At 55.4% G+C, this 21,913-nt stretch carries 19 protein-coding genes, 6 tRNA genes and 2 pseudogenes; 19 read left to right on the plus strand and 8 right to left on the minus strand.

Features of this window, described 5'->3' with window-relative positions:
- The 5 genes from UN63_RS05925 to UN63_RS05945 all read right to left on the minus strand — a co-directional run.
- Positions 1 to 217: biotin/lipoyl-containing protein (locus tag UN63_RS05925; RefSeq protein ID WP_342352433.1), on the minus strand; the 217-nt coding region annotated here is incomplete at its 3' end.
- Between the two features lie 10 nt (positions 218 to 227).
- Positions 228 to 2,888: a pyruvate dehydrogenase (acetyl-transferring), homodimeric type gene (gene aceE / locus UN63_RS05930; RefSeq protein ID WP_104485869.1), complete on the minus strand. Its 2,661-nt coding sequence runs from the start codon at positions 2,886 to 2,888 to the stop codon at positions 228 to 230.
- A 61-nt stretch (positions 2,889 to 2,949) separates the two neighbouring features.
- Positions 2,950 to 3,711, minus strand: coding sequence for a pyruvate dehydrogenase complex transcriptional repressor PdhR (pdhR, locus tag UN63_RS05935; RefSeq protein WP_104485870.1), 762 nt, complete (start codon positions 3,709 to 3,711; stop codon positions 2,950 to 2,952).
- Positions 3,712 to 4,006: 295 nt separating this feature from the next.
- Entirely contained in the window at positions 4,007 to 4,849 is an 843-nt protein-coding gene (gene nadC, locus UN63_RS05940) for a carboxylating nicotinate-nucleotide diphosphorylase (RefSeq protein WP_219821078.1), read from the minus strand.
- A gap of 459 nt (positions 4,850 to 5,308) precedes the next feature.
- Positions 5,309 to 5,812, minus strand: coding sequence for a retropepsin-like aspartic protease family protein (locus UN63_RS05945; protein ID WP_104485872.1), 504 nt, complete (start codon positions 5,810 to 5,812; stop codon positions 5,309 to 5,311).
- Positions 5,813 to 5,890: 78 nt separating this feature from the next.
- Here UN63_RS05945 and ampD point away from each other — a divergent pair, with 78 nt between their 5' ends.
- The 6 genes from ampD to coaE all read left to right on the plus strand — a co-directional run bounded on the left by ampD (position 5,891) and on the right by coaE (position 11,679).
- Positions 5,891 to 6,445, plus strand: a complete 555-nt coding sequence (ampD, locus tag UN63_RS05950) for a 1,6-anhydro-N-acetylmuramyl-L-alanine amidase AmpD (RefSeq protein ID WP_104485873.1) — start codon at positions 5,891 to 5,893, stop codon at positions 6,443 to 6,445.
- Positions 6,446 to 6,755: 310 nt separating this feature from the next.
- Positions 6,756 to 7,181: a pilin gene (locus tag UN63_RS05955; protein ID WP_104485874.1), complete on the plus strand. Its 426-nt coding sequence runs from the start codon at positions 6,756 to 6,758 to the stop codon at positions 7,179 to 7,181.
- Positions 7,182 to 7,184: 3 nt separating this feature from the next.
- Entirely contained in the window at positions 7,185 to 8,897 is a 1,713-nt protein-coding gene (gene pilB, locus UN63_RS05960) for a type IV-A pilus assembly ATPase PilB (protein WP_104485875.1), read from the plus strand.
- Between the two features lie 40 nt (positions 8,898 to 8,937).
- Positions 8,938 to 10,164: a type II secretion system F family protein gene (locus UN63_RS05965; RefSeq protein WP_104485876.1), complete on the plus strand. Its 1,227-nt coding sequence runs from the start codon at positions 8,938 to 8,940 to the stop codon at positions 10,162 to 10,164.
- A gap of 46 nt (positions 10,165 to 10,210) precedes the next feature.
- Positions 10,211 to 11,077: a prepilin peptidase gene (locus UN63_RS05970; RefSeq protein ID WP_104485877.1), complete on the plus strand. Its 867-nt coding sequence runs from the start codon at positions 10,211 to 10,213 to the stop codon at positions 11,075 to 11,077.
- Positions 11,074 to 11,679: a dephospho-CoA kinase gene (gene coaE / locus UN63_RS05975; RefSeq protein ID WP_104485878.1), complete on the plus strand. Its 606-nt coding sequence runs from the start codon at positions 11,074 to 11,076 to the stop codon at positions 11,677 to 11,679. The genes UN63_RS05970 and coaE overlap by 4 nt, the downstream gene beginning before the upstream one ends.
- Positions 11,680 to 11,838: 159 nt before the next feature.
- On the opposite strand, the gene trmB is transcribed toward coaE, so the two are convergent.
- The gene (gene trmB, locus UN63_RS05980; protein ID WP_104485879.1) at positions 11,839 to 12,564 is read right to left on the minus strand and encodes a tRNA (guanosine(46)-N7)-methyltransferase TrmB; all 726 of its coding nucleotides are present in this window, start codon (positions 12,562 to 12,564) and stop codon (positions 11,839 to 11,841) included.
- 264 nt (positions 12,565 to 12,828) lie between these two features.
- Positions 12,829 to 14,007, minus strand: a complete 1,179-nt coding sequence (locus UN63_RS05985) for an aminotransferase-like domain-containing protein (RefSeq protein WP_104485880.1) — start codon at positions 14,005 to 14,007, stop codon at positions 12,829 to 12,831.
- 222 nt (positions 14,008 to 14,229) lie between these two features.
- On the opposite strand from UN63_RS05985, the gene mutY reads away from it, so the two are divergent.
- The 9 genes and pseudogenes from mutY to UN63_RS06035 all read left to right on the plus strand — a co-directional run bounded on the left by mutY (position 14,230) and on the right by UN63_RS06035 (position 18,003).
- A complete protein-coding gene (gene mutY / locus UN63_RS05990; protein ID WP_104485881.1) occupies positions 14,230 to 15,288 on the plus strand; it encodes an A/G-specific adenine glycosylase in 1,059 nt (352 codons plus the stop codon).
- A complete protein-coding gene (locus UN63_RS05995) occupies positions 15,285 to 15,560 on the plus strand; it encodes an oxidative damage protection protein (RefSeq protein ID WP_104485882.1) in 276 nt (91 codons plus the stop codon). Before mutY ends, UN63_RS05995 begins: the two co-directional genes overlap by 4 nt.
- Before the next feature lie 94 nt (positions 15,561 to 15,654).
- Positions 15,655 to 15,730: transfer RNA gene (locus UN63_RS06000), tRNA-Phe, on the plus strand.
- Positions 15,731 to 15,791: 61 nt separating this feature from the next.
- Positions 15,792 to 15,867, plus strand: a tRNA-Phe gene (locus tag UN63_RS06005).
- A 29-nt stretch (positions 15,868 to 15,896) separates the two neighbouring features.
- Positions 15,897 to 15,972 (plus strand) — tRNA-Phe (locus UN63_RS06010).
- A gap of 20 nt (positions 15,973 to 15,992) precedes the next feature.
- Positions 15,993 to 16,068, plus strand: a tRNA-Thr gene (locus UN63_RS06015).
- 392 nt (positions 16,069 to 16,460) lie between these two features.
- Positions 16,461 to 16,646 (plus strand): hypothetical protein, encoded by a 186-nt coding sequence (locus UN63_RS06025; RefSeq protein ID WP_104485884.1) that lies wholly within the window; start codon positions 16,461 to 16,463, stop codon positions 16,644 to 16,646.
- Positions 16,633 to 17,100 (plus strand): hypothetical protein, encoded by a 468-nt coding sequence (locus UN63_RS06030; RefSeq protein ID WP_146084720.1) that lies wholly within the window; start codon positions 16,633 to 16,635, stop codon positions 17,098 to 17,100. The genes UN63_RS06025 and UN63_RS06030 overlap by 14 nt, the downstream gene beginning before the upstream one ends.
- Before the next feature lie 151 nt (positions 17,101 to 17,251).
- Positions 17,252 to 18,003, plus strand: a pseudogene (locus tag UN63_RS06035) (IS5 family transposase).
- A gap of 124 nt (positions 18,004 to 18,127) precedes the next feature.
- On the opposite strand, the gene UN63_RS06040 reads toward UN63_RS06035, so the two are convergent.
- Positions 18,128 to 18,739: a type VI secretion system-associated protein TagO gene (locus tag UN63_RS06040; RefSeq protein WP_104485886.1), complete on the minus strand. Its 612-nt coding sequence runs from the start codon at positions 18,737 to 18,739 to the stop codon at positions 18,128 to 18,130.
- A gap of 602 nt (positions 18,740 to 19,341) precedes the next feature.
- Between UN63_RS06040 and UN63_RS06045 the strand changes: the two are divergent.
- The 4 genes and pseudogenes from UN63_RS06045 to UN63_RS06060 all read left to right on the plus strand — a co-directional run bounded on the left by UN63_RS06045 (position 19,342) and on the right by UN63_RS06060 (position 21,913).
- A pseudogene (locus UN63_RS06045) lies at positions 19,342 to 20,483 on the plus strand (IS4 family transposase).
- Positions 20,484 to 20,519: 36 nt separating this feature from the next.
- Positions 20,520 to 20,614, plus strand: a tRNA-Phe gene (locus UN63_RS06050).
- A gap of 20 nt (positions 20,615 to 20,634) precedes the next feature.
- A tRNA-Thr gene (locus UN63_RS06055) sits at positions 20,635 to 20,710 on the plus strand.
- Positions 20,711 to 20,923: 213 nt separating this feature from the next.
- Positions 20,924 to 21,913 carry a hypothetical protein gene (locus UN63_RS06060; protein ID WP_104485887.1) on the plus strand — a complete coding sequence of 330 codons (990 nt, stop codon included), beginning with the start codon at positions 20,924 to 20,926 and terminating at the stop codon, positions 21,911 to 21,913.

Genomic DNA, 21,913 nt, shown 5'->3' on the forward strand with positions numbered 1-21,913 from the left:
CCATGACCAGCGAACCGGTGTTGACCTTGTCGCCCACGGCAATCTTGATTTCCTTGACCACACCGGCGGCGGGGGCAGGAACTTCCATGGAGGCCTTGTCACCTTCCACGGCGAGGATTGACTGCTCTTCCTCGACCTTGTCGCCTACGGCCACCAGGATCTCGGTTACTTCAACCTCATCTGCGCCGATATCCGGCACCAGAATATCTTTAGACATGTATTACCCCTTATGCGTACAGCGGGTTGATCTTGTCGGCGTCGATGCCGTATTTGGTGATGGCATCAGCCACAACCTGCTTGTCTACGGTGCCTTGCTTGGCCAGCTCGGTCAGTGCAGCAATCACGACATAGTGCTTGTTGACTTCGAAGTGACGACGCAGGTTTTCACGGCTGTCGGAACGACCGTAACCATCGGTACCCAGTACCTTGTAGCTGGCAGACGGCATGAAGGCACGAACCTGTTCGGCGTAGTTCTTCATGTAATCGGTCGCGGCAATGGCCGGCTCGGAACCCATGACCTGAGCGATGTAAGGCACGCGCGGCTCGGAGGTCGGGTGCAGCATGTTCCAGCGCTCTACGTCCTGACCGTCACGGGTCAGTTCGTTGAAGGACGGTACGCTGAACACGTCGGAGCCGATACCGTACTCCTCGGACAGAATGGCCGCAGCTTGACGCACGTCGTTCAGAATGGTGCCGGAGCCCATCAGCTGAACCTTGCCCTTGTTGCCGGCAACGGTGTCCAGCTTGTAGATACCCTTGCGGATACCTTCCTCGGCGCCTTCCGGCATCGCGGGCTGGTGGTAGTTCTCGTTCAGCGTGGTCAGGTAGTAGTAGATATTTTCCGGCTTGTCGCCATACATGCGACGCAGACCGTCCTGTACGATAACCGCAACTTCATAAACGTAAGTCGGATCATAGGTAACACAGTTCGGGATCACGTTCGCCTGAATGTGGCTGTGGCCATCTTCGTGCTGCAGGCCTTCACCGTTCAGAGTGGTACGACCGGAAGTTCCGCCGATCATGAAGCCGCGGGCCTGTTGGTCACCGGCCGCCCAGCACAAGTCGCCAACCCGCTGGAAACCGAACATCGAGTAGTAGATGTAGAACGGAATCATCGGGAAGTCGTTGGTGCTGTAAGAGGTAGCGGCAGCCAGCCAGGACGAAGTGGCGCCCAGCTCGTTGATGCCTTCCTGCAGTACCTGACCCTTGATGTCTTCTTTGTAGTAAGCCACCTGCTCACGGTCTTGCGGCGTATATGTCTGACCGTTGGGGCTGTAGATACCAATCTGGCGGAACAGACCTTCCATACCGAAGGTACGGGCTTCATCGGCCAGAATCGGCACTATGCGCTCACCGATGGACTTGTTCTTGAGCATGATGTTCAGGGCGCGAACGAAGGCCATGGTGGTGGACACTTCACGCTTTTGCTCTTCCAGCAACGGCTGGAATTCGGACAGCTCGGGGATCTGCAGCTTGTCGGTGGTCTGCTCCAGGCGAGTAGGTACATAGCCTTTCAGCGCCTGACGACGGGCATGCAGGTATTCGTGCTCGCGGGAGCCTTCCTTGATTTCGATGTAAGGCAGGTTCGGCAGCTCTTCGTCGCTCACTTCGATGTTGAAGCGGTCGCGGAAGTGCTTGAGCGAAGACATGTCCATCTTCTTGACCTGGTGGGCAATGTTCTTGCCTTCGGCCGCGTCACCCATGCCGTAACCCTTGATGGTCTTGGCCAGAATAACGGTCGGCTTGCCTTTGGTGTCGGCTGCGCTCTTGTAGGCAGCAAACATCTTGGCCGGATCGTGACCACCACGGTTGAGGGCGAAGATTTCTTCGTCGGACATGTCCTTGACCAGCTCGGCGGTCTCGGGATATTTGCCGAAGAAGTGCTTGCGCACATAGGCACCGTCTTTGGACTTGAAGGTCTGGTAGTCACCGTCAACGGTTTCGTTCATCAGCTGAACCAGCTTGCCGCTCTTGTCTTTGGCGATCAGCTCGTCCCAGCGACGACCCCAGATAACCTTGATTACGTTCCAGCCGCCACCGTTGAAGATACCGTCCAGCTCGTCGATGATTTTGCCGTTACCGATAACGGGGCCATCCAGACGCTGCAGGTTACAGTTGATGATGAAGCACAGGTTGTCCAGCTTCTCGCGCGCGGCGATGGTGATGGCACCCTTGGATTCCGGCTCGTCCATCTCGCCGTCGCCCAGATAGGCGTATACGCGCTGCTCGGAGCAGTCTTTCAGGCCACGGTTGGTCAGGTACTTGAGGAAACGTGCCTGATAGATGGCGTTGATCGGTCCCAGACCCATGGATACGGTCGGGAACTGCCAGAAGTCGGGCATCAGCTTGGGATGCGGGTAAGAAGGAATACCCTTGCCGTCTACTTCCTGGCGGAACATGTCCAGCTGAGCCGCAGTCAGACGACCTTCGGCGAAGGCACGGGCATAGATACCGGGCGAGATATGACCCTGGAAGAACACCAGATCGCCGCCGTCTTTTTCGTTACGGGCACGATAGAAGTGGTTGAACGCCACTTCGTACATGGTGGCACTGGAAGAGAAGGAAGACATGTGTCCGCCCAGATCCAGATCTTTCTTGGAGCCACGCAGTACGATCATCACCGAGTTCCAGCGAATAATAGCGCGGATACGACGTTCCAGATCCCAGTTACCCGGGTACTCAGGCTCGTCTTCAGACTTGATGCTGTTGACGTAATCTGCGTGGGCGTTTCTGGCCACAGCCACACCGGACTTGATGGCTTTGGTGGTGAGACGCTCATAAATGTACTGAGCGCGCTCAGGTCCTTCTTGACGGATCAACGACTCGAGAGCATCAAGCCACTCTTGAGTTTCTATTGAATCCACATCGTTGTTCAGGATATCAGACATGGCTGTTTCCTATCTCGTTTGGGGCACCTGCCCATGGGTTTCGTCGTTGCCGAAGGCGTTGTTATTCCTGCTGTCTATGTCGGCGCAAAGAACGCTGAATGCGGCTTTCTTCACGCTGAATATCGAGCAGGGTTTCTTCAATAAAGGCCAGGTGCTCATGACAAGCATCCCTGGCCTGTTCCGGCTCGCGAGACAATATGCTCTGGATCAGATTGGCGCGATGAACGCGAATCTTCTCCACCATACCGGCGCGCCGGTTAAGAATTTTGATGTTGCGCAATATGCTGGTTTCCAGCATCGGCTGAATGGCCCGCAACAGATGCAGCAGCACCACGTTGTGGGCCGCTGCGGCGACCGCGATATAAAACTCGGCGGCAGCCTTGGCTTCGGCCGGCAGATCACCCTTGTCCTGAGCCTGCACTATGGCCTGCTGGGCATCACGGATGGTATCGAAGTCGGCCTCGTTACCGCGCATGGCGGCATAAAAGGCGGAAATACCTTCCATGGTGTGGCGAAATTCCAGCAGGTCGTATTGCGACTCGGGGTGTTCCGCCAGCAGCTGAAACAGGGGATCGGCCAGGCCCTTGGTCAGGGCGTTCTGCACATAGGTGCCGCCGCCCTGACGTCGGGACACCAGACCACGCGCTTCCAGCTTTTGAATGGCCTCTCGCACCGAAGGTCGCGATACGGCGAACTGCTCGGCAAGCTCCCGCTCCGGCAACAATCGCTGTCCGGGCTGCAGGCTGCCTTCCACTATCATCTGCTCGATTTTGGCGGCGATGGTGTCGGCGAGTTTAGGCTGTTTGATACGCTGGTATGACATCGGGTCCGGTTCAAATATTGGTAAGACCAATTAACACTGTTAAAAAAAGGTATCAGAGCGAGCGGAAAATGTCCAATAATTTAATCCGGATTGCACACAATGGATGGCAAAATGACCAGCCAAAAAGCGCCAGCATCTAAAGCTAGACCAAAGCCGGTAAAACATCAGTAAATTGATTGGTAAGACCAAAAAAGAATGGAGGGATTAGGGATTAGGGATTAGGGATTAGGGATTAGGGATTAGGGATTAGGTTAGCTTGTTGCCATTCCCTGATCCCCAATCCCTGCTCCCGCTGTTAAGCCTGCACTCGCATCGACAGGTCCAGCGCCTGCACATGCTTGGTCAGGGCGCCGACCGAGATAAAGTCCACACCGGTGGCGGCGTAGGCGGCTATGGTGTCCAGGGTGACGTTGCCGGACACTTCCAGCTGGGCGCGACCGGCACTGGTGGCTACGGCCGTGCGCATGTCATCGGTAGAGAAGTTGTCGAGCATGATGATATCGGCACCGGCATTCAGTGCCTGCCCCAGCTCGGCCAGAGATTCCACTTCTACCTCGACCGGCTTTTCCGGCTGCAGGCGACGCGCCTCGGCCACCGCCTTGTCGATGCCGCCACAGGCGAAGATATGGTTCTCCTTGATAAGGTAGGCGTCATACAACCCCATGCGATGGTTGTGGCCGCCACCGCAGGTGACTGCGTATTTCAGCGCCTGGCGCAAACCGGGCACCGTCTTGCGGGTATCCAGCAGGCGGCACTGGGTGCCGGCCAGCTGGTCCACATAGCGGCGGGTAACGGTCGCCACCGCCGAAAGTGTCTGAATGAAGTTGAGCGCGGTGCGTTCACCGGTCATCAGCGCCCGGGCCGGGCCACTCAGGGTCAGCAAGCGCTGGCCGGCGGTGATCCGGTCGCCGTCGGCAACAAACCACTCCAGCCTGACTTTACCACCCAGTTGCACGAAGGTTTCGTCGGCGAAGGCCTTGCCACAGAAGATCCCGTCTTCCCGGGTGATCAGGTGGGCCACCACCTGCTGATGCTCGGGCAACAGCTGGGCTGTAATGTCCTGAGCGGGATCCAGGGTACCGCCCAGGTCTTCCGTCAGGGCCGCAGTCACATTAAAACGAATTTCTTGTTCCAGCATAGAATTCAGCATCTTGTTCAGCCTGTTATCCGATTTTTCATTGTCTTGTCTGTTTATTCGATCGTTCTCGTTCCCACACTCCGCAGAGGAATACTGATCGGAGTTTAACTGGGTGCCTAGATGATATTGGCCAACAGAAAAGAGACCAAAGGGCCAGCTCCGCCGACTCGCCGTAAATCCATCCCTGTAGGCTCAGCCGCGCCATCCATGGCGCAGATGGTCGGCTGAGCAGATCCCTTTGTTCTCTTTCAGGCTCGGCGTCGCCTGTTTGTGATTCCAACAGCCAACTCGGACGTCAAAAAGAGGTAGCGGGGATTGCCTCCGCCGGCCGTCACATGCCACGGATGGCATGTGCTGAGCGTCACAGGGATGTGCTCGAAGCGGGTCGGGGGAGGCAACCCTGTTGCCTCTTTATGCAACTAGCCGATTTGTGACCAAAAGACAGTCTTACAGCTATGTTTACCGCCTTATCGTCATCTGGTCGCCCCGCTGGATCAGTTCAAACTGACGCAGGGCGTTCATGCCCAGCAGGATCTCGTCGCTGTCGGCGGGCATGATAATCGCGTTCAGATCGTACAGGGTGAAAGGACCCAAAGACAGGGTTTTTAGCCGGGTGCGATAACCGGTGACCGTCCCCGCCGCCGTGCTCAACTGCACAGGTTGTTCGACTTCCAGCCCCAGTCTGGCCGCCACCGCCTGAGGGATAGCCACCTGGGTGGCGCCTGTGTCCAGCAGAAATACCACCTGCTCGCCGTTGATGCTGCCGCTGGCCAGATAATGACCCTGACGGTTCTGCTCCAGTACTATGGTGCGGGAGTCCAGCCGTTGCACCTGTTGGTTGGGGTTGTAATCCTGCTCCAGCTTTTGCTGAAAATACCAGGTCAGCAGCGCCATCCCCAGCCCCCATGCCAGCAGCCACATGATGCGGCCCAGCCTGCGCTGAGTTTTGGTTTCTTTGCTCATGCCGCCTTCCCCGGGGCTTGCCCCTTTGCCGTCGAGGCTTTTAGTATATCCCCAACCTCACTTCTACCGTGTTCAAAAATGTCCCCGACTCTGACCCTGAATACCGATGGCTGGATATCCCCCGCCCGTCACTGCCCCTCGCCCCACTGTGATGACCGTCCGGAGAAAGAAGTCTCGCTGTTGGTAGTGCATTGCATCAGCCTGCCGCCGGGCCGTTTCGGCGGCCCTCATATCGACCAGCTCTTTCTCGGCACCCTGAACCCGGATGAAGACCCCTACTTCGCCGGCATTCATCAACTGCGGGTTTCTGCCCACTGCCTGATCCGCCGCAACGGCGAGCTGGTGCAGTATGTGCCTTTCAGCAAGCGAGCCTGGCATGCGGGTCAGTCCTGCTTTGAGGGGCGAGAGCGATGTAACGATTTTTCGATTGGAATAGAGCTCGAAGGTACCGACACCGGCGAATACACGGCGGCACAATATCGACAACTGACATCCGTCAGCCGGCTCTTGCTGGCCACCTATCCGGCTATCACCCCGGAGCGCGTCGTCGGCCACAGCGATATAGCCCCGGGGCGCAAGACAGACCCCGGCACCGGCTTTGACTGGACCTTTATCGAACGACTGCAGGGCTGAGGGCCGGTTGCAGAATCAAAAGAGTAGTAGAACAAAGAGAGAAAACAACCAATTCAAAAAATAGACAGGTTCGCGCGAACTTTTCGGCGTTTGAACTCAAAATTTCTATAAATTTATTAGGTAAAATTACAGAGGGTTGCTATAGATATGAGGCGGGCTTCAATTAACGCCCCTGGTTCGACAGAGAAAGAAGTTGAACGTTAGACAGAGGTAGGAAATAAAACACTGTTCGTTGGAAATGAAAGTTAGGAAACAGAGTTAGCAGTAAAAGTTAACAGCAACCGTTTTTTATTAGATCAAGGATGACAATATGAACCAGCTTTCCATTAAACGCCCCCAGGGTGGCTTTACCCTGATTGAATTGATGATAGTGGTGGCGATCGTAGCCATACTGGCGGCGGTGGCACTGCCGGCTTATCAGACCTATACCCAGAAAGCCAAATTTACCGAGGTGATTGCCGCGACTGGTACAGCCAAGACAGCACTTGAATTATGTTATCAAACCAATGGAGCTGATTGTAAAACAACCGTTAATAGTGCCATTTCTGGTTCTGTTGCCACTACTCTCGTAGAAAAAGTTGAGGTTGCTGATGTAGGTACTACTGGTTGGACGATTACAGCAACTGGTGAAGCTCCCTTCGATACTGTGACCTATATTCTGGAAGGAACTAAGGATACGGGAAGGATCACATGGGTCGCCAGTGGTGGTACTTGTACCGGCGCCGGAATCTGCTAATCCATGACAGTCCCCATCAACACCATCAAGAGCGGCCTGGCCAGAAGTCTGGCCGCTTCTTCCTTGTTGACCGCAGACCAGCTGGAGCAGGCCTTCGGCCTGGTCCGGCAGGAAGGCAAACCGCTCAGTACCGTGCTGGTGGATCATCAGTTTCTGTCCAGCACTCAGCTGGCCAGTTTCTGCGAGATGGAATACGGGCTACCGCTGACAGATCTGGATGAAGTCGAGCCGGATCAGGTTCCGCCCCAGTATCTGTGCATGGACTTGATCGAACGTCACCATGTGGTTCCCATCATATTGCAGGGCAGTGTCTTGTATCTGGCCATGGCCGACCCCACCGATGTGGCGGCACTGGAAGACTTCGGCTTTCGCTTTAATCTAATTACCGACGCCAAGCTGGTGGAGGAAGACAAACTGCAGCGACTGCTTGCTCGCCTGCAACAGGCCGGCGACGCGCTCGATCTTGATCATATAGAAGATAACGATATTGCCGATCTCGAGCTGGGAGAAGATCCCGCCGAGCGCAACAACGACGATCTGGGCAAGTCCGATGACGATGCCCCCATAGTCCGTTACATCAACAAAATCATGCTGGATGCGGTGCGCCGAGAAGCCTCGGATCTGCACTTCGAGCCCTATGAGCGCTTCTATCGTATTCGCTTTCGCATCGACGGCATGCTGCACGAAATAGCCACGCCACCAATCAATCTGGGTACCCGCTTCGCCGCCCGGCTCAAGGTGATGGCCCGGCTGGATATTGCCGAGCGTCGATTACCGCAGGATGGCCGTATCAAGCTCAAACTGACCCGCACCAAATCGGTAGACATGCGGGTAAACAGCCTGCCCACCCAGTGGGGCGAAAAAATCGTTATCCGTATTCTCGACAGCTCGGCCGCCAAGCTGGATATCGACACGCTCGGCTACGACGAGCACCAGAAGCAACTGTATCTCAGCGCCCTGAAAAGACCCCAGGGCATGATATTGGTTACCGGCCCCACCGGCTCGGGCAAGACGGTATCGCTTTATACGGGCCTGAGCATACTGAACACCGTCAGCGCCAATATTTCCACCGCCGAAGATCCGGTGGAGATCACCCTGCCCGGCATCAATCAGGTGCAGATCAACCCCAAGTCGGGACTGAGCTTCGCCCACGCCCTGCGCGCCTTTCTGCGTCAGGATCCGGATATCATCATGGTGGGGGAAATTCGGGATCTGGAAACCGCCGAAATCGCGGTCAAGGCCGCCCAGACCGGTCACCTGGTGCTCTCTACCCTGCACACCAACTCCGCCGCCGAAACCCTGACCCGACTCAGCAACATGGGGCTGCCCGCCTATAATATTGCCTCTTCGGTCACCCTGATCATGGCCCAGCGACTGGCACGCAAGCTCTGCCCCGAATGCAAGGAAGAAGAGCATATTCCCGAAGAGCAGCTGCTGGAACTCGGTTTCACTGTCAGCCAGCTGAGCACGCCTCCAACACTGTTCAAGGCCGTCGGCTGCAACCTCTGCACCGAAGGCTACAAGGGCCGCATCGGCATCTACGAGGTGCTGCCGATGAACGATACACTCGCCAACCTGATCATGGACGGCGCCAACTCCCTGACCCTGGCCAGGGCAGCAGAAGAGTCCGGCATGATCAGTCTGCGTCAGGCGGCGCTGGAAAAGGCCCGGCTCGGCATTATCAGCCTGGCGGAAGTCAGCCGAATCACCCTCTAAACCAGCGGCTCGCACCCGCCAGGAAGCATAAGGATGTGTCATGGCAGCAGTAAAAAACAGCAGCGTGCACCCCTACCAGTGGGAAGGTCTCAACCGGCGCGGACAAAAGGTATCCGGCACGATTCCGGCGGTCAGCGTGCAGGCGGTCAAACACGATCTACAGCGCCAGGGTGTCAGCACCACCAAGGTAAAGCGCAAGCGAGAGGGCTTCCTTTCCCAGCGCAAGAATGTCATCAAGCCGATGGACATCGCCGTGATCACCCGCCAGGTGGCCACCATGCTCAGTGCCGGGGTACCCCTGGTGCAAACCCTGCAGATTATCTCCCGCTCTTCCCAGAAAAGCAGCGTCCGCGAACTGACCGGGGCGATAGCCGTCGATGTGGAAGGCGGCACCCCACTGTCCGAGGCGTTGAAGAAATATCCCCGCCAGTTTGATGACCTGTATTGCGATCTGGTGCATTCCGGTGAGCAGACCGGGGCCCTGGATCATATATTCGATCAGGTAGCCATCTACCGGGAGAAGGCCGAGGCGCTCAAGTCGAAGATCAAGAAAGCCCTGTTCTATCCGGCCGCTGTGATACTGGTGGCCATTATCGTCACCTCGATTCTGCTGTTGTTCGTCGTCCCGCAGTTTGAAGAAATTTTCGCCGGCTTCGGCGCCACCCTGCCCATTTTTACCCAGATGGTGATCAAGCTGTCCCGCTGGATGCAGGACTACTGGCTTTATATTCTGGCCGCCACCATGGCGGCTGTATTCGCCTATGTCCGCGCCTGGCGCAATTCGGAAAAGGTGCGCGATGCCACCGACCGCTTTGTACTGCGCCTGCCGGTGGTCGGCGATATTCTGCACAAGGCCGCCCTGGCCCGCTTTGCCCGCACCCTGGCTACCACCTTCTCTACCGGTATCCCCCTGGTGGAGGGGCTGGTATCTTCCGCCGGCGCCAGCGGCAACGTGGTCTATCGTCAGGCGGTGATGCAGGTGCGTTCCGAGGTGATGGCCGGCATGCAGATGAACCTGGCCTTGCGCTCGAGCCATCTGTTCCCGGACATGGTGGTACAGATGGTGATGATTGGCGAAGAGTCCGGCGCCATCGACGACATGATGAACAAGGTGGCCGGTATTTACGAACGGGAAGTGGACGATGCGGTAGACGGCCTCACCAGCCTGATTGAGCCGCTGATCATGGTGGTGCTGGGTATTCTGGTTGGCGGCCTGGTCATTGCCATGTATCTTCCCATCTTTGACCTGGGTAATGTGGTTCGCTGACCTTCACCGGCCATCGGTCGCATCCGCCCCATCACAAGGAACCTGAATGGTCGCGCTGAGCCACTGGCTAACCGCGGATTCGTCCGCCCTCTATCTTGTTGTTACCCTGCTCGGCCTGCTGGTGGGCAGCTTTTTGAATGTGGTGATCCATCGGCTGCCGCTGATGCTGCAACGCGACTGGCAGCAGGAGTGTGCCGAACTTAACGGCCAGCCACTTGCCGATGAACCGGCCTTCAACCTCTGTGCTCCCCGCTCCCGCTGCCCCCATTGCCAGCATCAACTGAGCGCGCTCGACAATATTCCCCTGCTCAGCTGGCTCTGGCTACGCGGCCGCTGCCGCTATTGCCGGGCCGGAGTCAGCAAGCGTTATCCCCTGGTGGAGCTTTTCTCCGCGGCGCTGGCGGCGCTGGCCCTGTGGCGTTTCGGCGCCAGTCCGGAGCTGCTGGCGGCCATGTTGTTCAGCTGGGTCTTGCTGTGCATGACGCTGATCGACATCGACCATCTGCTGCTGCCCGACAACCTGACCCTGCCGCTGTTGTGGCTGGGGCTGCTGCTGAACATCAACGAACTGTTCGTGTCCCTGCACTCTGCCGTGCTGGGAGCCGCCCTCGGCTACGGCATACTGTGGAGCCTGTATTGGCTGTTCAAGTTGGCCACCGGCAAGGAAGGCATGGGCTACGGCGACTTCAAGCTGCTGGCCGCCATCGGTGCCTGGTTTGGCTGGCAGGCGCTGCTGCCGGTGCTGTTGCTGGCGTCTCTGGTTGGCTCCGTGCTGGGACTGGCCCTGATGGCCAGCAAGCGACTGGGCGAAGACAGGGTACTGCCCTTCGGCCCGGCGCTGGCACTGGCCGGCTGGCTCTACCTGCTGTGGGGTGAGCAGATGATGGGCTGGTATTGGAATATGGCGCTGTGACTTATATCGTGGGGCTGACCGGCGGCATCGGCAGCGGCAAGAGCACGGTGGCCGACTTTTTTGCCGAACTGGGCGTGGAAGTGGTGGATGCGGACATTATCGCCCGCGAGGTGGTGGCCCCGGGCGAGCCGGCGCTGGCCGCCATTGCCACCCGTTTCGGACTAGGGGTAATAGCGGAAGACGGCAGCCTAAACCGACGCGAACTGCGCCAGCGGGTATTCGGCAACCCGGCGGAAAAAGACTGGCTCAACGCCCTGCTGCATCCGCTGATCCGTGAGCACATGATATCGGCCTGCGCCGCCGCCCGCTCCCCTTATTGCCTGCTGGTGGTGCCGCTACTGGTAGAAAACAAGCTGACCAATTTGTGCCAGCGGGTACTGGTGGTGGATGTATCCGCCGAGCAGCAGCTGGCCCGCACCACACTGCGCGATCAGGCCGATGCAGCCCAGATCCGCGCCATCATGGCCGCCCAGGCCAGCCGGGAACAACGTCTGGCCGCAGCCGATGATGTGATCGACAACAAGGACTCCGATTTCGAACGCATCAAGGCCGAGGTCAACCGGCTGCACCGGCAATATCTGGCTCTGGCGGGGGCCCTGTAGGCCCCGGTTTCGGGTTCGTTGTAGCTGCCGCTTTAGCTGGCAGGCTCTGCGTAGCAGAGCAATACCGACAACGCCGAACCGGCAGATAATGTGCAGAGCCTGAATATTTCCGAGTCGTTTGCAGATTTGCGCCGGCTAAAGCGGCGCCTACAGCGATAATTAATCGGTACGGGTAAAGATCAAATCCCATACGCCGTGGCCGAGACGGTGGCCGCGCTGTTCGAATTTGGTCAGCGGACGGTAGTCGGGTCTCGGCATATAATCGCCTTGTGCTGTGGCATTGGTATAGCCGGGGGCGGCATTCATTACTTCCAGCATATGCTCCGCGTAATTTTCCCAGTCGGTGGCCATATGGAATTCACCACCGACTTTCAGCTTGCTACGCAGCATTTCGACGAAGGCCGGCTGCACGATACGACGCTTGTGATGTCGGGTCTTGTGCCAGGGATCGGGGAAGAACAGCTGAACCCGGTCCAGACTCTGTTCGGGCAGCATCTGCTCGAACACTTCCACCGCGTCGTGACACATCACCCTCAGGTTGGTCAGCCCGGCTTCGGCCGCGCCCATCAAACAGGCACCTACGCCCGGGGTGTGTACTTCTATGCCGATAAAGTCCTGCTCCGGAGCCACGCGAGCCATTTCCACCAGCGAAGCGCCCATGCCGAAGCCAATTTCCAGCACCCGGGGAGCGACCCGGCCGAACACCGCATCCAGATCGAGCAACTCTGCACTGTATTCAACGCCCATCACCGGCCACTGCTCGGCCATGGCTTTTTCCTGCCCCTTGGTCAGGCGACCTTCACGACGCACAAAACTGCGGATTTTGCGCTTGCGCAGTTCGTTTTCGGTTTGGTCGGGCTGGTCTGGCTGGTGTTCGTCTGTCATCTTCTTTCTCCGGCGGGCTTGGGAAGGCGAATTATCCAAAGTTCGGCCCAAGGTGCAAGGCAAAAAAACAGCGCCAAGCGTCCGGCACCAAGCGCCGAGCTAACCCCTAACCGTGTTTTTGTCTGTTCTAGCGTCATACCGAGCTTGCCTCGGTATCTTCCCTCAGGTAGCACTAAACCCAAGCCGCCACCCTGATTTTCGTCAGGGTGGCGGCCAGTTTTGTCTCGAGCTTGGTGCCGGGCACCTAGAGCGCGGCGCTGGCTTTTAAAGCACCTGCCGGATCACGCGTCCCAGGCGGCTGATGCCTTCTTCGATGGTGGCCTCGTCGGCACCGGCGTAGCTCAGGCGGGCGGTATTCAGAATATCCGGACGCACATAGAAAGGCTGGCCGGGTACGAAGGCCACGTTTTCCTTGATGGCCAGATTGAACAGCGCCATGGCATCGATATGCTGCGGCAGCTTCAGCCACAGGAACATGCCCCCTTCGGGACGAGTAAAATCGATGCCCGGGCAGTGCTTCAGCAATGCCTGTTCCATTGCGATTTTCTGGCGGCCGTAAACGGTACGGATGCGGTCGATATGGTCATCCAGGTTGTTTTCCTGCAGATAAGCATGCAGCACCTGCTGTACGAAGCCGTTGGTATGCAGATCTGCGGCTTGCTTGGCTATGGTCACCTTCTGGCGTAGCCAGTCCGGCACCAGCATCCAGCCCAGACGGAACGAAGGAACCACCACCTTGGAGAAGGAGCCCATCAGCACCACGTTCTCTGGCGCCAGCTTGGCGATGGGCGGCAGGTGCTCGCCCTCGAAGCGCAGCTCGCCATAAGGGTTGTCTTCGATCATCAGCACGTTGTGCTTGATCAGTCGATCGGCAACCGCCTGGCGATTTTCCCGGCTGTAGCTAAGGCCGGTCGGGTTCTGGAAGTTGGTCACACCATAGAGCAGGCGGGCATGGTCGGGCTGGGCCAGCAATGCATCCAGCTCGTTCAGATCCAGGCCGTCATCATTCAGAGCCACACCCTGAAAGTTGGGCTGATAAACCGACAGCGCCTGAATGGCACCCAGATAGCCCGGCTCTTCGATGATCAGGTTATCACCTTCGTTGACCAGCACCTTACCCAACAGATCCAGCGCCTGCTGAGAACCGTTGGTGATCAGGATATTATCGGGTGATACCCGCATGCCATGCTGCTGAAAATACCGCTCGGCAATATATTCCCGCAATGGTGCAAAGCCTTCGGTGGCGGAATATTGCAGGGCGCCATTGCCCTTGTTCTGCAGCACCCGAGCGCTGGCGACGGCCAACTCTTCATTGGGGAAAAAAGCCGGGTTGGGTAAACCACCGGCAAAGGAGATCACTTCCGGGTTAACCGCGACCTTGAGAATTTCACGGATGAAGGACGGCTCTACCTTGGCAAAGCGCTGGGCAAAAAAGGGCTGCATAGGAGTCTCTCTGAAAACGGGCTTGGCGGGCGCCAATAAAACTCTTCTTTTGTATCAGAAAACAGTCAAATAACAAACCGTCAACCGCAAAAGAGTGTCTTTAACAGCGTCGTCATCTTCTGTAAACCGGCAGTAACGGCATCCCATGCCTATGTTGGCCGGTTTGCACTGCCTGCCCCGCTGTGTTCTGATCCCGCCATTCATTTTTATGCAGTCAATATTGTGAACACAGCCTCTTTTGCCGAACGCGTGCTGGCCTGGTATGAGCAGCATGGTCGTAAAACCCTGCCCTGGCAGCAGGATAAAACCCCTTATCGGGTCTGGGTATCCGAGATCATGCTGCAGCAAACCCAGGTGACCACAGTCATCCCCTATTATCGGCGGTTTATGGCGCGTTTTCCCGATGTGGTGAGCCTGGCCGACGCCGCACAGGATGAGGTGCTGCACCTGTGGACCGGGTTGGGCTACTACGCCCGCGCTCGCAATCTGCACAAGGCCGCCCAGGTGATTCGGGACCATTATCGGGGGAATTTTCCCGCACGCTTCGAAGAAGTGCTCGGGTTGCCGGGCATAGGCCGCTCCACCGCCGGGGCCGTGTTATCGCTCTCGCTCGGCCAGCATCACGGCATTCTGGACGGCAACGTCAAACGCGTGCTGGCCCGCTGGCTGGCACAACAAGGCTGGCCCGGTAAAAAAGAAGTGGAAAACGCGCTCTGGCAACAGGTTGAGCAGCTGACACCGCAGCATGGGGTAACACAATATAATCAGGCGATGATGGACTTGGGCGCCACCATCTGTACCCGCTCCAAACCCAAGTGCGAGCTATGCCCGGTACAGGATGACTGCCAGGCGCGGGCGCTCGGCACCCCGACCGCCTTCCCTCATTCCAAGCCGAAAAAAACCGTGCAACCGGAAAAGCAGTCCTGTTTTCTGTTACTCCAACAGGGCAATCACATCCTGCTGGTACAGCGCCCCCCTCTGGGATTATGGGGCGGTCTCTATTGTTTTCCCGAATTTAATGACGAACAGGAACTCAGAACCTGGCTCAAGCGCTATCCACAAGCGTCCGAGCCCCGCCTCCTGCCCGGCTTTCGCCATACCTTCAGCCATTTTCACCTGGATATCGAGCCCTGGCTGGTAGAATTACCCCGGATACCGGACGAGGTCATGGCCGGAGCAGAACGACTTTGGTATAACTTGCAGCAACCGGCGTCGGTCGGCCTGGCGGCTGCCACCCAAAAGCTGCTCGCCTACCCGCAACTGCAAGAGAGGAATTTATGAGTCGTACTATTTTTTGCCAGCGTTTACAGAAAGAGGCCGAAGGGCTGGATTTTCAACTCTACCCGGGAGATCTGGGTAAGCGCATCTATGAAAACATCTCCAAGGAGGCCTGGGCCGGCTGGCAGCAGAAGCAAACCATGCTGATCAACGAGAAGAAGCTCAACATGATGAATACCGAGCACCGCCAACTGCTTGAGCAGGAAATGGTCGCCTATCTTTTTGAAGGCGCCGACGTAAAAGTGGATGGGTATACTCCCCCTTCCGCAGACTAAATCACCGCTTTGTTCAAGGCTTGAGCGAACACGCTTGAGCCTCTTAAAAAGCGGTTGACTTGAATGGGTCAATCTTATCTAATGACGCCCCGTTGCCCAGATAGCTCAGTCGGTAGAGCAGGGGATTGAAAATCCCCGTGTCGGCGGTTCGATTCCGTCTCTGGGCACCATATTTCAAGCAATAAGTTTCGAAAACAAGTTTCAAAGTGCTCTTGTAAAAGATCACGTAAAGCCCAGATAGCTCAGTCGGTAGAGCAGGGGATTGAAAATCCCCGTGTCGGCGGTTCGATTCCGTCTCTGGGCACCATTTTCGGTGCTTTTATATAAAAGTCCAAAGCCCAGATAGCTCAGTCGGTAGAGCAGGGGATTGAAAATCCCCGTGTCGGCGGTTCGATTCCGTCTCTGGGCACCATTTTAAAGCAAGTGCTAGAAGCCGGCATAGCTCAGTTGGTAGAGCAACTGACTTGTAATCAGTAGGTCCCGAGTTCGACTCTTGGTGCCGGCACCATTTAAACCAGCCTCCGCGCTGGTTTTTTTGTGTCTGCAATAAATATCTTCCTGCCCTGCCCTGCCCCACTCTGCACAAATGTCACTCCGGTCCCTCTCCGGTTCTGACACCCTTTATCTTGCTCATCTTTCAAAAATTTTTCCCGTTTGCTATCAGATACCCTCTCTCTATCGGCACATGGCTCCCCCACGCTATGCCCTCCCCCCAAAAAATCCCGTCACTCTGTCTTTTGGCATTTCCGCCGCTCAAATCAATCCAGAAATGAACGTAATATCCTGCCCCGTAGCTCCGGTCCACACTCCGGTCGGTGCTACCCGCATCAACAGCATCTTCAAGCACATATTACTTCCTTGAGTTCGTGTTGAGCTCTTCAACCTCAAGAGGAAATAAATATGAGTCCATTCGTCAGTGCCATCACCGTTAGCGGCAATAGCCTGTCAGTCAAGCCCAGCAGCTCAGGAGCCGTCAAGGGCGTCATGGTTGGTGCATCGGCAGGGAAATACTTTGGTCCCGCTGGTATCGTCGTGGGCGGCCTTGTCGGTGGCTTGGCCGGTGCCATCCTCGGTGAAGAAGATTAAGGAGGTCGTGATGTGCGATTACCCTGAGTTCCTTGAAGAAGGAAAATTCTCAACCCTCACCGCATTGCGGGAAGTATCCGCAGCCCTCACCGTTCAAAGCCAACTACTGTCGGAGCTTGCCGAGCATGGCCACTACGTTCCTGAAACCCTGCCATCCGACCAGCAAGTTATCCTGCTGGTTATCAAGCTCGCCTACTGCGGAGTCAGCAAAGAACTGCTGCATCGACCTGTGAGTATCGACGTGCACAAGGTCAGCTACACCGGATTCAGTGTGAGGGACTGGGACAGCGGCAATATCATTGATTCATGGCAGACCGAAGACGGTGATGTGTTCGATGTGAACTGTGCGGAAGATGCCGTGTTCTGGCTTCCCCTGCCTGAGCATTGGCAAACCGTTATCTGGCAAGGCTGGGGATTTCCGTTTGCCGCTCTCCGGCCCGATGTGCCTGTATGAAGCATCTGGCATTTCGTGACGACGCAACGCCGCCATGTCTCTACGTTCCCACCGATTGGTCAAACCCCGAGGTATCTCATGACTAGGGGGTGTTCTCATTTGAAATATTTGGCTTCATTAGATACCCTTTGTGCATTTGAGGTATCTGCTGATGAGGCACTACTGGCTACGAGATGACCAATGGGAGCGTATCAAAGATCTTCTACCTGGCAAGACCATCGATAGAGGAGTAACCGCTCGTGATAACCGTCTGTTTGTCGAAGCGGTACTCTGGATTGCACGAACCGGTTCGCCTTGGCGGGATTTACCCGAGTTCTATGGCCATTGGCATCGAGTTTACGTTCGTTATAGCCGTTGGTCGCACAAAGGAGTCTGGCTCAAGATAATGGAATCGTTATCAGAAGATGCTGATTTTGAACAACTCATGGTCGACGGCAGCATCGTCCGTGTTCATCACCACGGGGCAGCAAAAAAACAGCGCAAGACGCCGAAGCCATGGGAAAATCCAGAGGTGGACTGACAACCAAAATACATGCAGCCGTTGATGCTTTGGGCAATCCCGTGCGCTTACTGTTAACCCCGGGACAAGCCTCAGAGTATGGTCAAGCGGAGGCACTATTGGATGGTTTTACGCCTGACCAGGTCTTGGCTGATAAGGGTTATGATTCAGACGCGTTTGTTGAAAGCATTCAGCGTGTTGGAGCTGAAGCGGTCATTCCATCAAGAAAGAACCGCCAACAACCGAGGCCGTTGGATCGACATATCTACAAAGATCGCAACTTGGTAGAGCGTTTTTTCCAGAAATTGAAGCAATTTCGTCGGATAGCGACGAGATACGAACGACTGGCGAAAAACTACCAGTCGATGTTGAGTCTCGTATCAGCAGTTATCTGGCTGGCATAATTGAGAACACCCCCTATTCACCCGTCATTTAGTGATTGCTTTACCCCTTATAGCACTGAGTGCGCTCTATTTGATAGAACCACTAAAATACAAACTGTAAAATAGGTTTTTTATTTAGTATTCTCTACCACCCACAGGCCTCTCGCAATGATTTAATTGCTTCACCCAACCCTGAAACATTAAATATTGCTGTATGCGGGCTTTGGTTAAAAGGAGTCACCTGAGCTACCACCTCGTCAGTAATAAGCATTTCTTTTAGCGTGTTTATTGGCGCGTTGTTAAATGCTCTTTTCTTATCAGACGACATAGACCACTTGGATGTTCTTGCATCACTCATACCAATTCTAAGTGTTACCTTTGCTTCGCTGCCCAAGTATGTTTGCCAGTTTATATACATTTCTGTTTTTTTTGATTCACAACGTGCGACTAACATTATTGGTTTACCAAACTTAGAGTTCCCAGAGTCCGCCTTTAAAAATATATTTACAGCTGTTGAACCGTCAATAGGGTTTACTTTCTTATCAACAGTCCATTTCCCAGTTACTCCTGTTTGAATTTTCACAGCTTGCGAACCGCTGAGGTTGTGTGCCTTTGCTATCTGGTCATAGCACTCAAGTCGAGCTAGATCTCCCTCAATAACTACGCACTTTTCAATAGAGCTTAATGGTACTTGTTCAGCCATTGCTGGCGCTGCTACTGTTAGTGCTACTATTACTGCCAAGATTAGCTTTTTCACGACTTGACTCCTTTCAGTTTAAAACTTAAGAGTATCACTTGTAATATACTACTGCCCATAAAATACAGGCTAGGCATTCTATCAGTTAATGGTTTATATTTGGCTCTATGCCAGCACTAGCCTTGGCCGGTTATAAGTAATATCGAATAACTTATGTGGAAACTAGCGTCTGTATCGCTTACCTGTATTCATCGGGATTCAGTATATATCCACGTATGTTATGCTGACTTACTTAGCTGTTCTTGTTCTGTTGACTGGCATTTTAGCCAGTTCAGGGGGTTGAAAGCCCCATGTCGATCTATTTACTAACCCAACAATGCTTTCTCCGGTGCCCTGCTCGCCCAAACTCGCGACGTTGCCGACGACGTGACGACCCATCTTCTTTATTTTAAGTCCCATCAAGCGAACCACAAGCAACCTTGATTGAGTCTCTTGCTGAAATGCCTAAGAGGTGTAGCTACTATATTAGATGGCCTAAATACTCATACCTGATGAACCAGTCATAGTAGGAACCTCAGCCATCCCCTCATATGAGCTAGAGCTGGCGCGGCCTAGCGGATAAACTACCCGTCTTTAAACCAAACTCGGCGACGTTACCAACCATGATCACCAGCGCTTCCATTTCAGAATACCTGCAAGACATCTTCGGCCAGGATATGCATGCCAAGCGCGTGCTTTCATTGGCCAATGCCACCTTGGGGGTAATTGAATCGAGCTCGCTGGCCATCCATGCTATTGGTAACGGCTTGGCTCAGGCCAATGGTCTTGAGCGTAAATACGCCATCAAGCAAGTCGACCGCTTGCTGAGCAACACCAAGCTCAATATCTGGTCGCTGTTCGACGACTGGGTGCCCTATGTCGTGGCCGAGCGTAAAGAGATCGTGGTCTCCATGGACTGGACCGAGTTCGATGCCGACGACCATAGCAGCATCGTGCTGAGCATGCAGACCAGCCACGGACGCAACACACCGTTGCTGTGGAAGACGCACAAAAAATCCTTGTTGAAAGGCAAGCGCAATGACCACGAAGATGAGCTGTTGTGGAAGCTGAAAAACAGTCTGCCAGACGATGTGAACGTAACCATCGTGGCTGATCGGGGCTTTGGCAGCACGGGCCTGTTTGCTCTGCTGGAAGACGAACTTGGGTTCGACTATCTCATTCGTTTTAAAGACAATATTCTGCTCTGCCCGGTGGGTGAAGACCTCAAACCGGCGAAGACGTGGCTGACGCCAAGTGGTCGTACCCGCACCCTGAAAGACGTGGAGCTGACCAGCCAAAGACAGCCTGTAGCGCGCGTATTCTGCTGCAAGAAAGCGGACATGAAGGAGGCTTGGTTTCTGGCCAGCAACCGGCGTGACCTGAGTGCCGCAGATGCCCTCAAGCTGTATGGCAAGCGCTGGGGCATCGAGTGCAGCTTTCGAGACATCAAGGACTACAAGTTTGGCATGGGCATGGCTGACACCCATGTCAGTTCAACCAACCGACGCGACCGTCTGTTCCTGTTCAGCGCCTTGGCCATTGTATTGCTGACCTTGCTCGGCAAGGCCGGCGATGCCGCCGGACTGGAGCGGACCATCAAAGCCAACACCAGTAAAACCCGGACCTATTCCTTCTTCCGCCAAGGGGCATTTATTATCAGATGCTGCCGAAAATGAAAGAGGAAAACGCCATCAAACTGCTGGAAAAGTTTTCCTACTATCTGTCACAGCACAAATTATACAAGCGCATCTTCGGCATTATCTGAGCCATAAAAATGAGGGGATCTCTAAGAGTAGGAACGGCACAGATCGAAGAGCTGGGTTGTGACTGGCGTTTAGCCAGAGCAGGGGATTGAAAATCCCCGTGTCGGCGGTTCGATTCCGTCTCTGGGCACCATTTTAAAGCAAGTGCTAGAAGCCGGCATAGCTCAGTTGGTAGAGCAACTGACTTGTAATCAGTAGGTCCCGAGTTCGACTCTTGGTGCCGGCACCATTTAAACCAGCCTCCGCGCTGGTTTTTTTGTGTCTGCGTTTTGCCTGCAGCTCTTTCCCTTTGCTCTCCCACACAGCACCAGGCTACCCCTTGCCTGTTTTCACTTCCCTCCCCACCCTTTTGTTACAAGCCTTCCAACATAATGATGCTGCCGGGATTGGCATTCTGGTTGCGATAAACATAGTCTTAAGTAAAAGGCAAAGGGATGCAGCCATGAAGAAGATATGCTTGATTGCCTTGCTGGCCGTTGCTACTGCCGCCAGCGCAGAGACAGAATCAGAAATAGAAGTAGCAGACGACACCGACTTGCCGGGCTGGGCTGTGGAAAAAATCACGCCCATGCACGACAGCGTTTCTCACTGGGTCACCAACAATTCTCGTAATATCGACGGTTTTTTCGGTACCAACGACAGCCTGCATGTGGAAAACGGCTCCTACCTCCGCCTGAGTCAGGAGCTGGAGTGGAGTGACGCCGAAGACTTCAGCGCCGAAACAGCCGCGCGCTTTCGCCTAGACCTGCCCACCACCAAAGAACGACTGCGCTTCATTATCGAAAGCGACCCGGAAGAATCCGAGGGTACCCTGGCCGAACAAGGCTCCAACCGGCTGCGCACCGATCAGCGTAGTCTCGGCAGCACCATTCTCGGCCTGAACAGACTAGGCAAGCGGGACAAGCGGGAGGCCTGGAACCTGCAAGCCGGAGCCGGGGTCAAGGTTCGCTGGCCGCCGGATCCTTACGTGCGCTTTACCGGCGAACGACTGTGGCAACTAGAGTCGCCGTGGCAGCTGGAATCCTACAATCGCGCCTCCTGGTTCAACGAAGAAGGCTACTCCATACGCAGCAGATGGGATATTGGCCGGCCGCTGGATGAAAACCATCACCTGCGCTTTATCACCAACTTTCAGTGGCAGGAAGAAGTCGATACCCTCGAATATTCCGAAGCGGTGGAGCTTAATCAGATACTGGGCAAGCGCAGCGTCATACGTTACGCCATCGCCGCAGTAGGAAGAAGCACCTCGGACCCGAGGCTGCATGATTATTATCTGTACAGTCACTACCGACGCAACCTGCACCGGGAGATTCTGTTTGTGGATTTTATCCCGGAGCTGCATTTCCCCCGTGATCAGGATTACGATCCCCAGTTCGGCATTACTCTCCGGCTGGAAGTCATGTTCAAGGGTGATCTGGTTTTTAGACGCTGA

It is taken from the genome of Oceanisphaera arctica (assembly GCF_002936955.1).
GTDB lineage: Bacteria > Pseudomonadota > Gammaproteobacteria > Enterobacterales > Aeromonadaceae > Oceanimonas > Oceanimonas arctica.

Bases quoted from the DNA above. Each gene is read 5' to 3' on its own strand.
- aceE (WP_104485869.1), bottom strand. From the start codon at position 2,888: ATGTCTGATATCCTGAACAACGATGTGGATTCAATAGAAACTCAAGAG.
- pdhR (WP_104485870.1), bottom strand. From the start codon at position 3,711: ATGTCATACCAGCGTATCAAACAGCCTAAACTCGCCGACACCATCGCC.
- nadC (WP_219821078.1), bottom strand. From the start codon at position 4,849: ATGCTGGAACAAGAAATTCGTTTTAATGTGACTGCGGCCCTGACGGAA.
- UN63_RS05945 (WP_104485872.1), bottom strand. From the start codon at position 5,812: ATGAGCAAAGAAACCAAAACTCAGCGCAGGCTGGGCCGCATCATGTGG.
- ampD (WP_104485873.1), top strand. From the start codon at position 5,891: ATGTCCCCGACTCTGACCCTGAATACCGATGGCTGGATATCCCCCGCC.
- UN63_RS05955 (WP_104485874.1), top strand. From the start codon at position 6,756: ATGAACCAGCTTTCCATTAAACGCCCCCAGGGTGGCTTTACCCTGATT.
- pilB (WP_104485875.1), top strand. From the start codon at position 7,185: ATGACAGTCCCCATCAACACCATCAAGAGCGGCCTGGCCAGAAGTCTG.
- UN63_RS05965 (WP_104485876.1), top strand. From the start codon at position 8,938: ATGGCAGCAGTAAAAAACAGCAGCGTGCACCCCTACCAGTGGGAAGGT.
- UN63_RS05970 (WP_104485877.1), top strand. From the start codon at position 10,211: ATGGTCGCGCTGAGCCACTGGCTAACCGCGGATTCGTCCGCCCTCTAT.
- trmB (WP_104485879.1), bottom strand. From the start codon at position 12,564: ATGACAGACGAACACCAGCCAGACCAGCCCGACCAAACCGAAAACGAA.
- UN63_RS05985 (WP_104485880.1), bottom strand. From the start codon at position 14,007: ATGCAGCCCTTTTTTGCCCAGCGCTTTGCCAAGGTAGAGCCGTCCTTC.
- UN63_RS05995 (WP_104485882.1), top strand. From the start codon at position 15,285: ATGAGTCGTACTATTTTTTGCCAGCGTTTACAGAAAGAGGCCGAAGGG.
- UN63_RS06025 (WP_104485884.1), top strand. From the start codon at position 16,461: ATGAGTCCATTCGTCAGTGCCATCACCGTTAGCGGCAATAGCCTGTCA.
- UN63_RS06060 (WP_104485887.1), top strand. From the start codon at position 20,924: ATGAAGAAGATATGCTTGATTGCCTTGCTGGCCGTTGCTACTGCCGCC.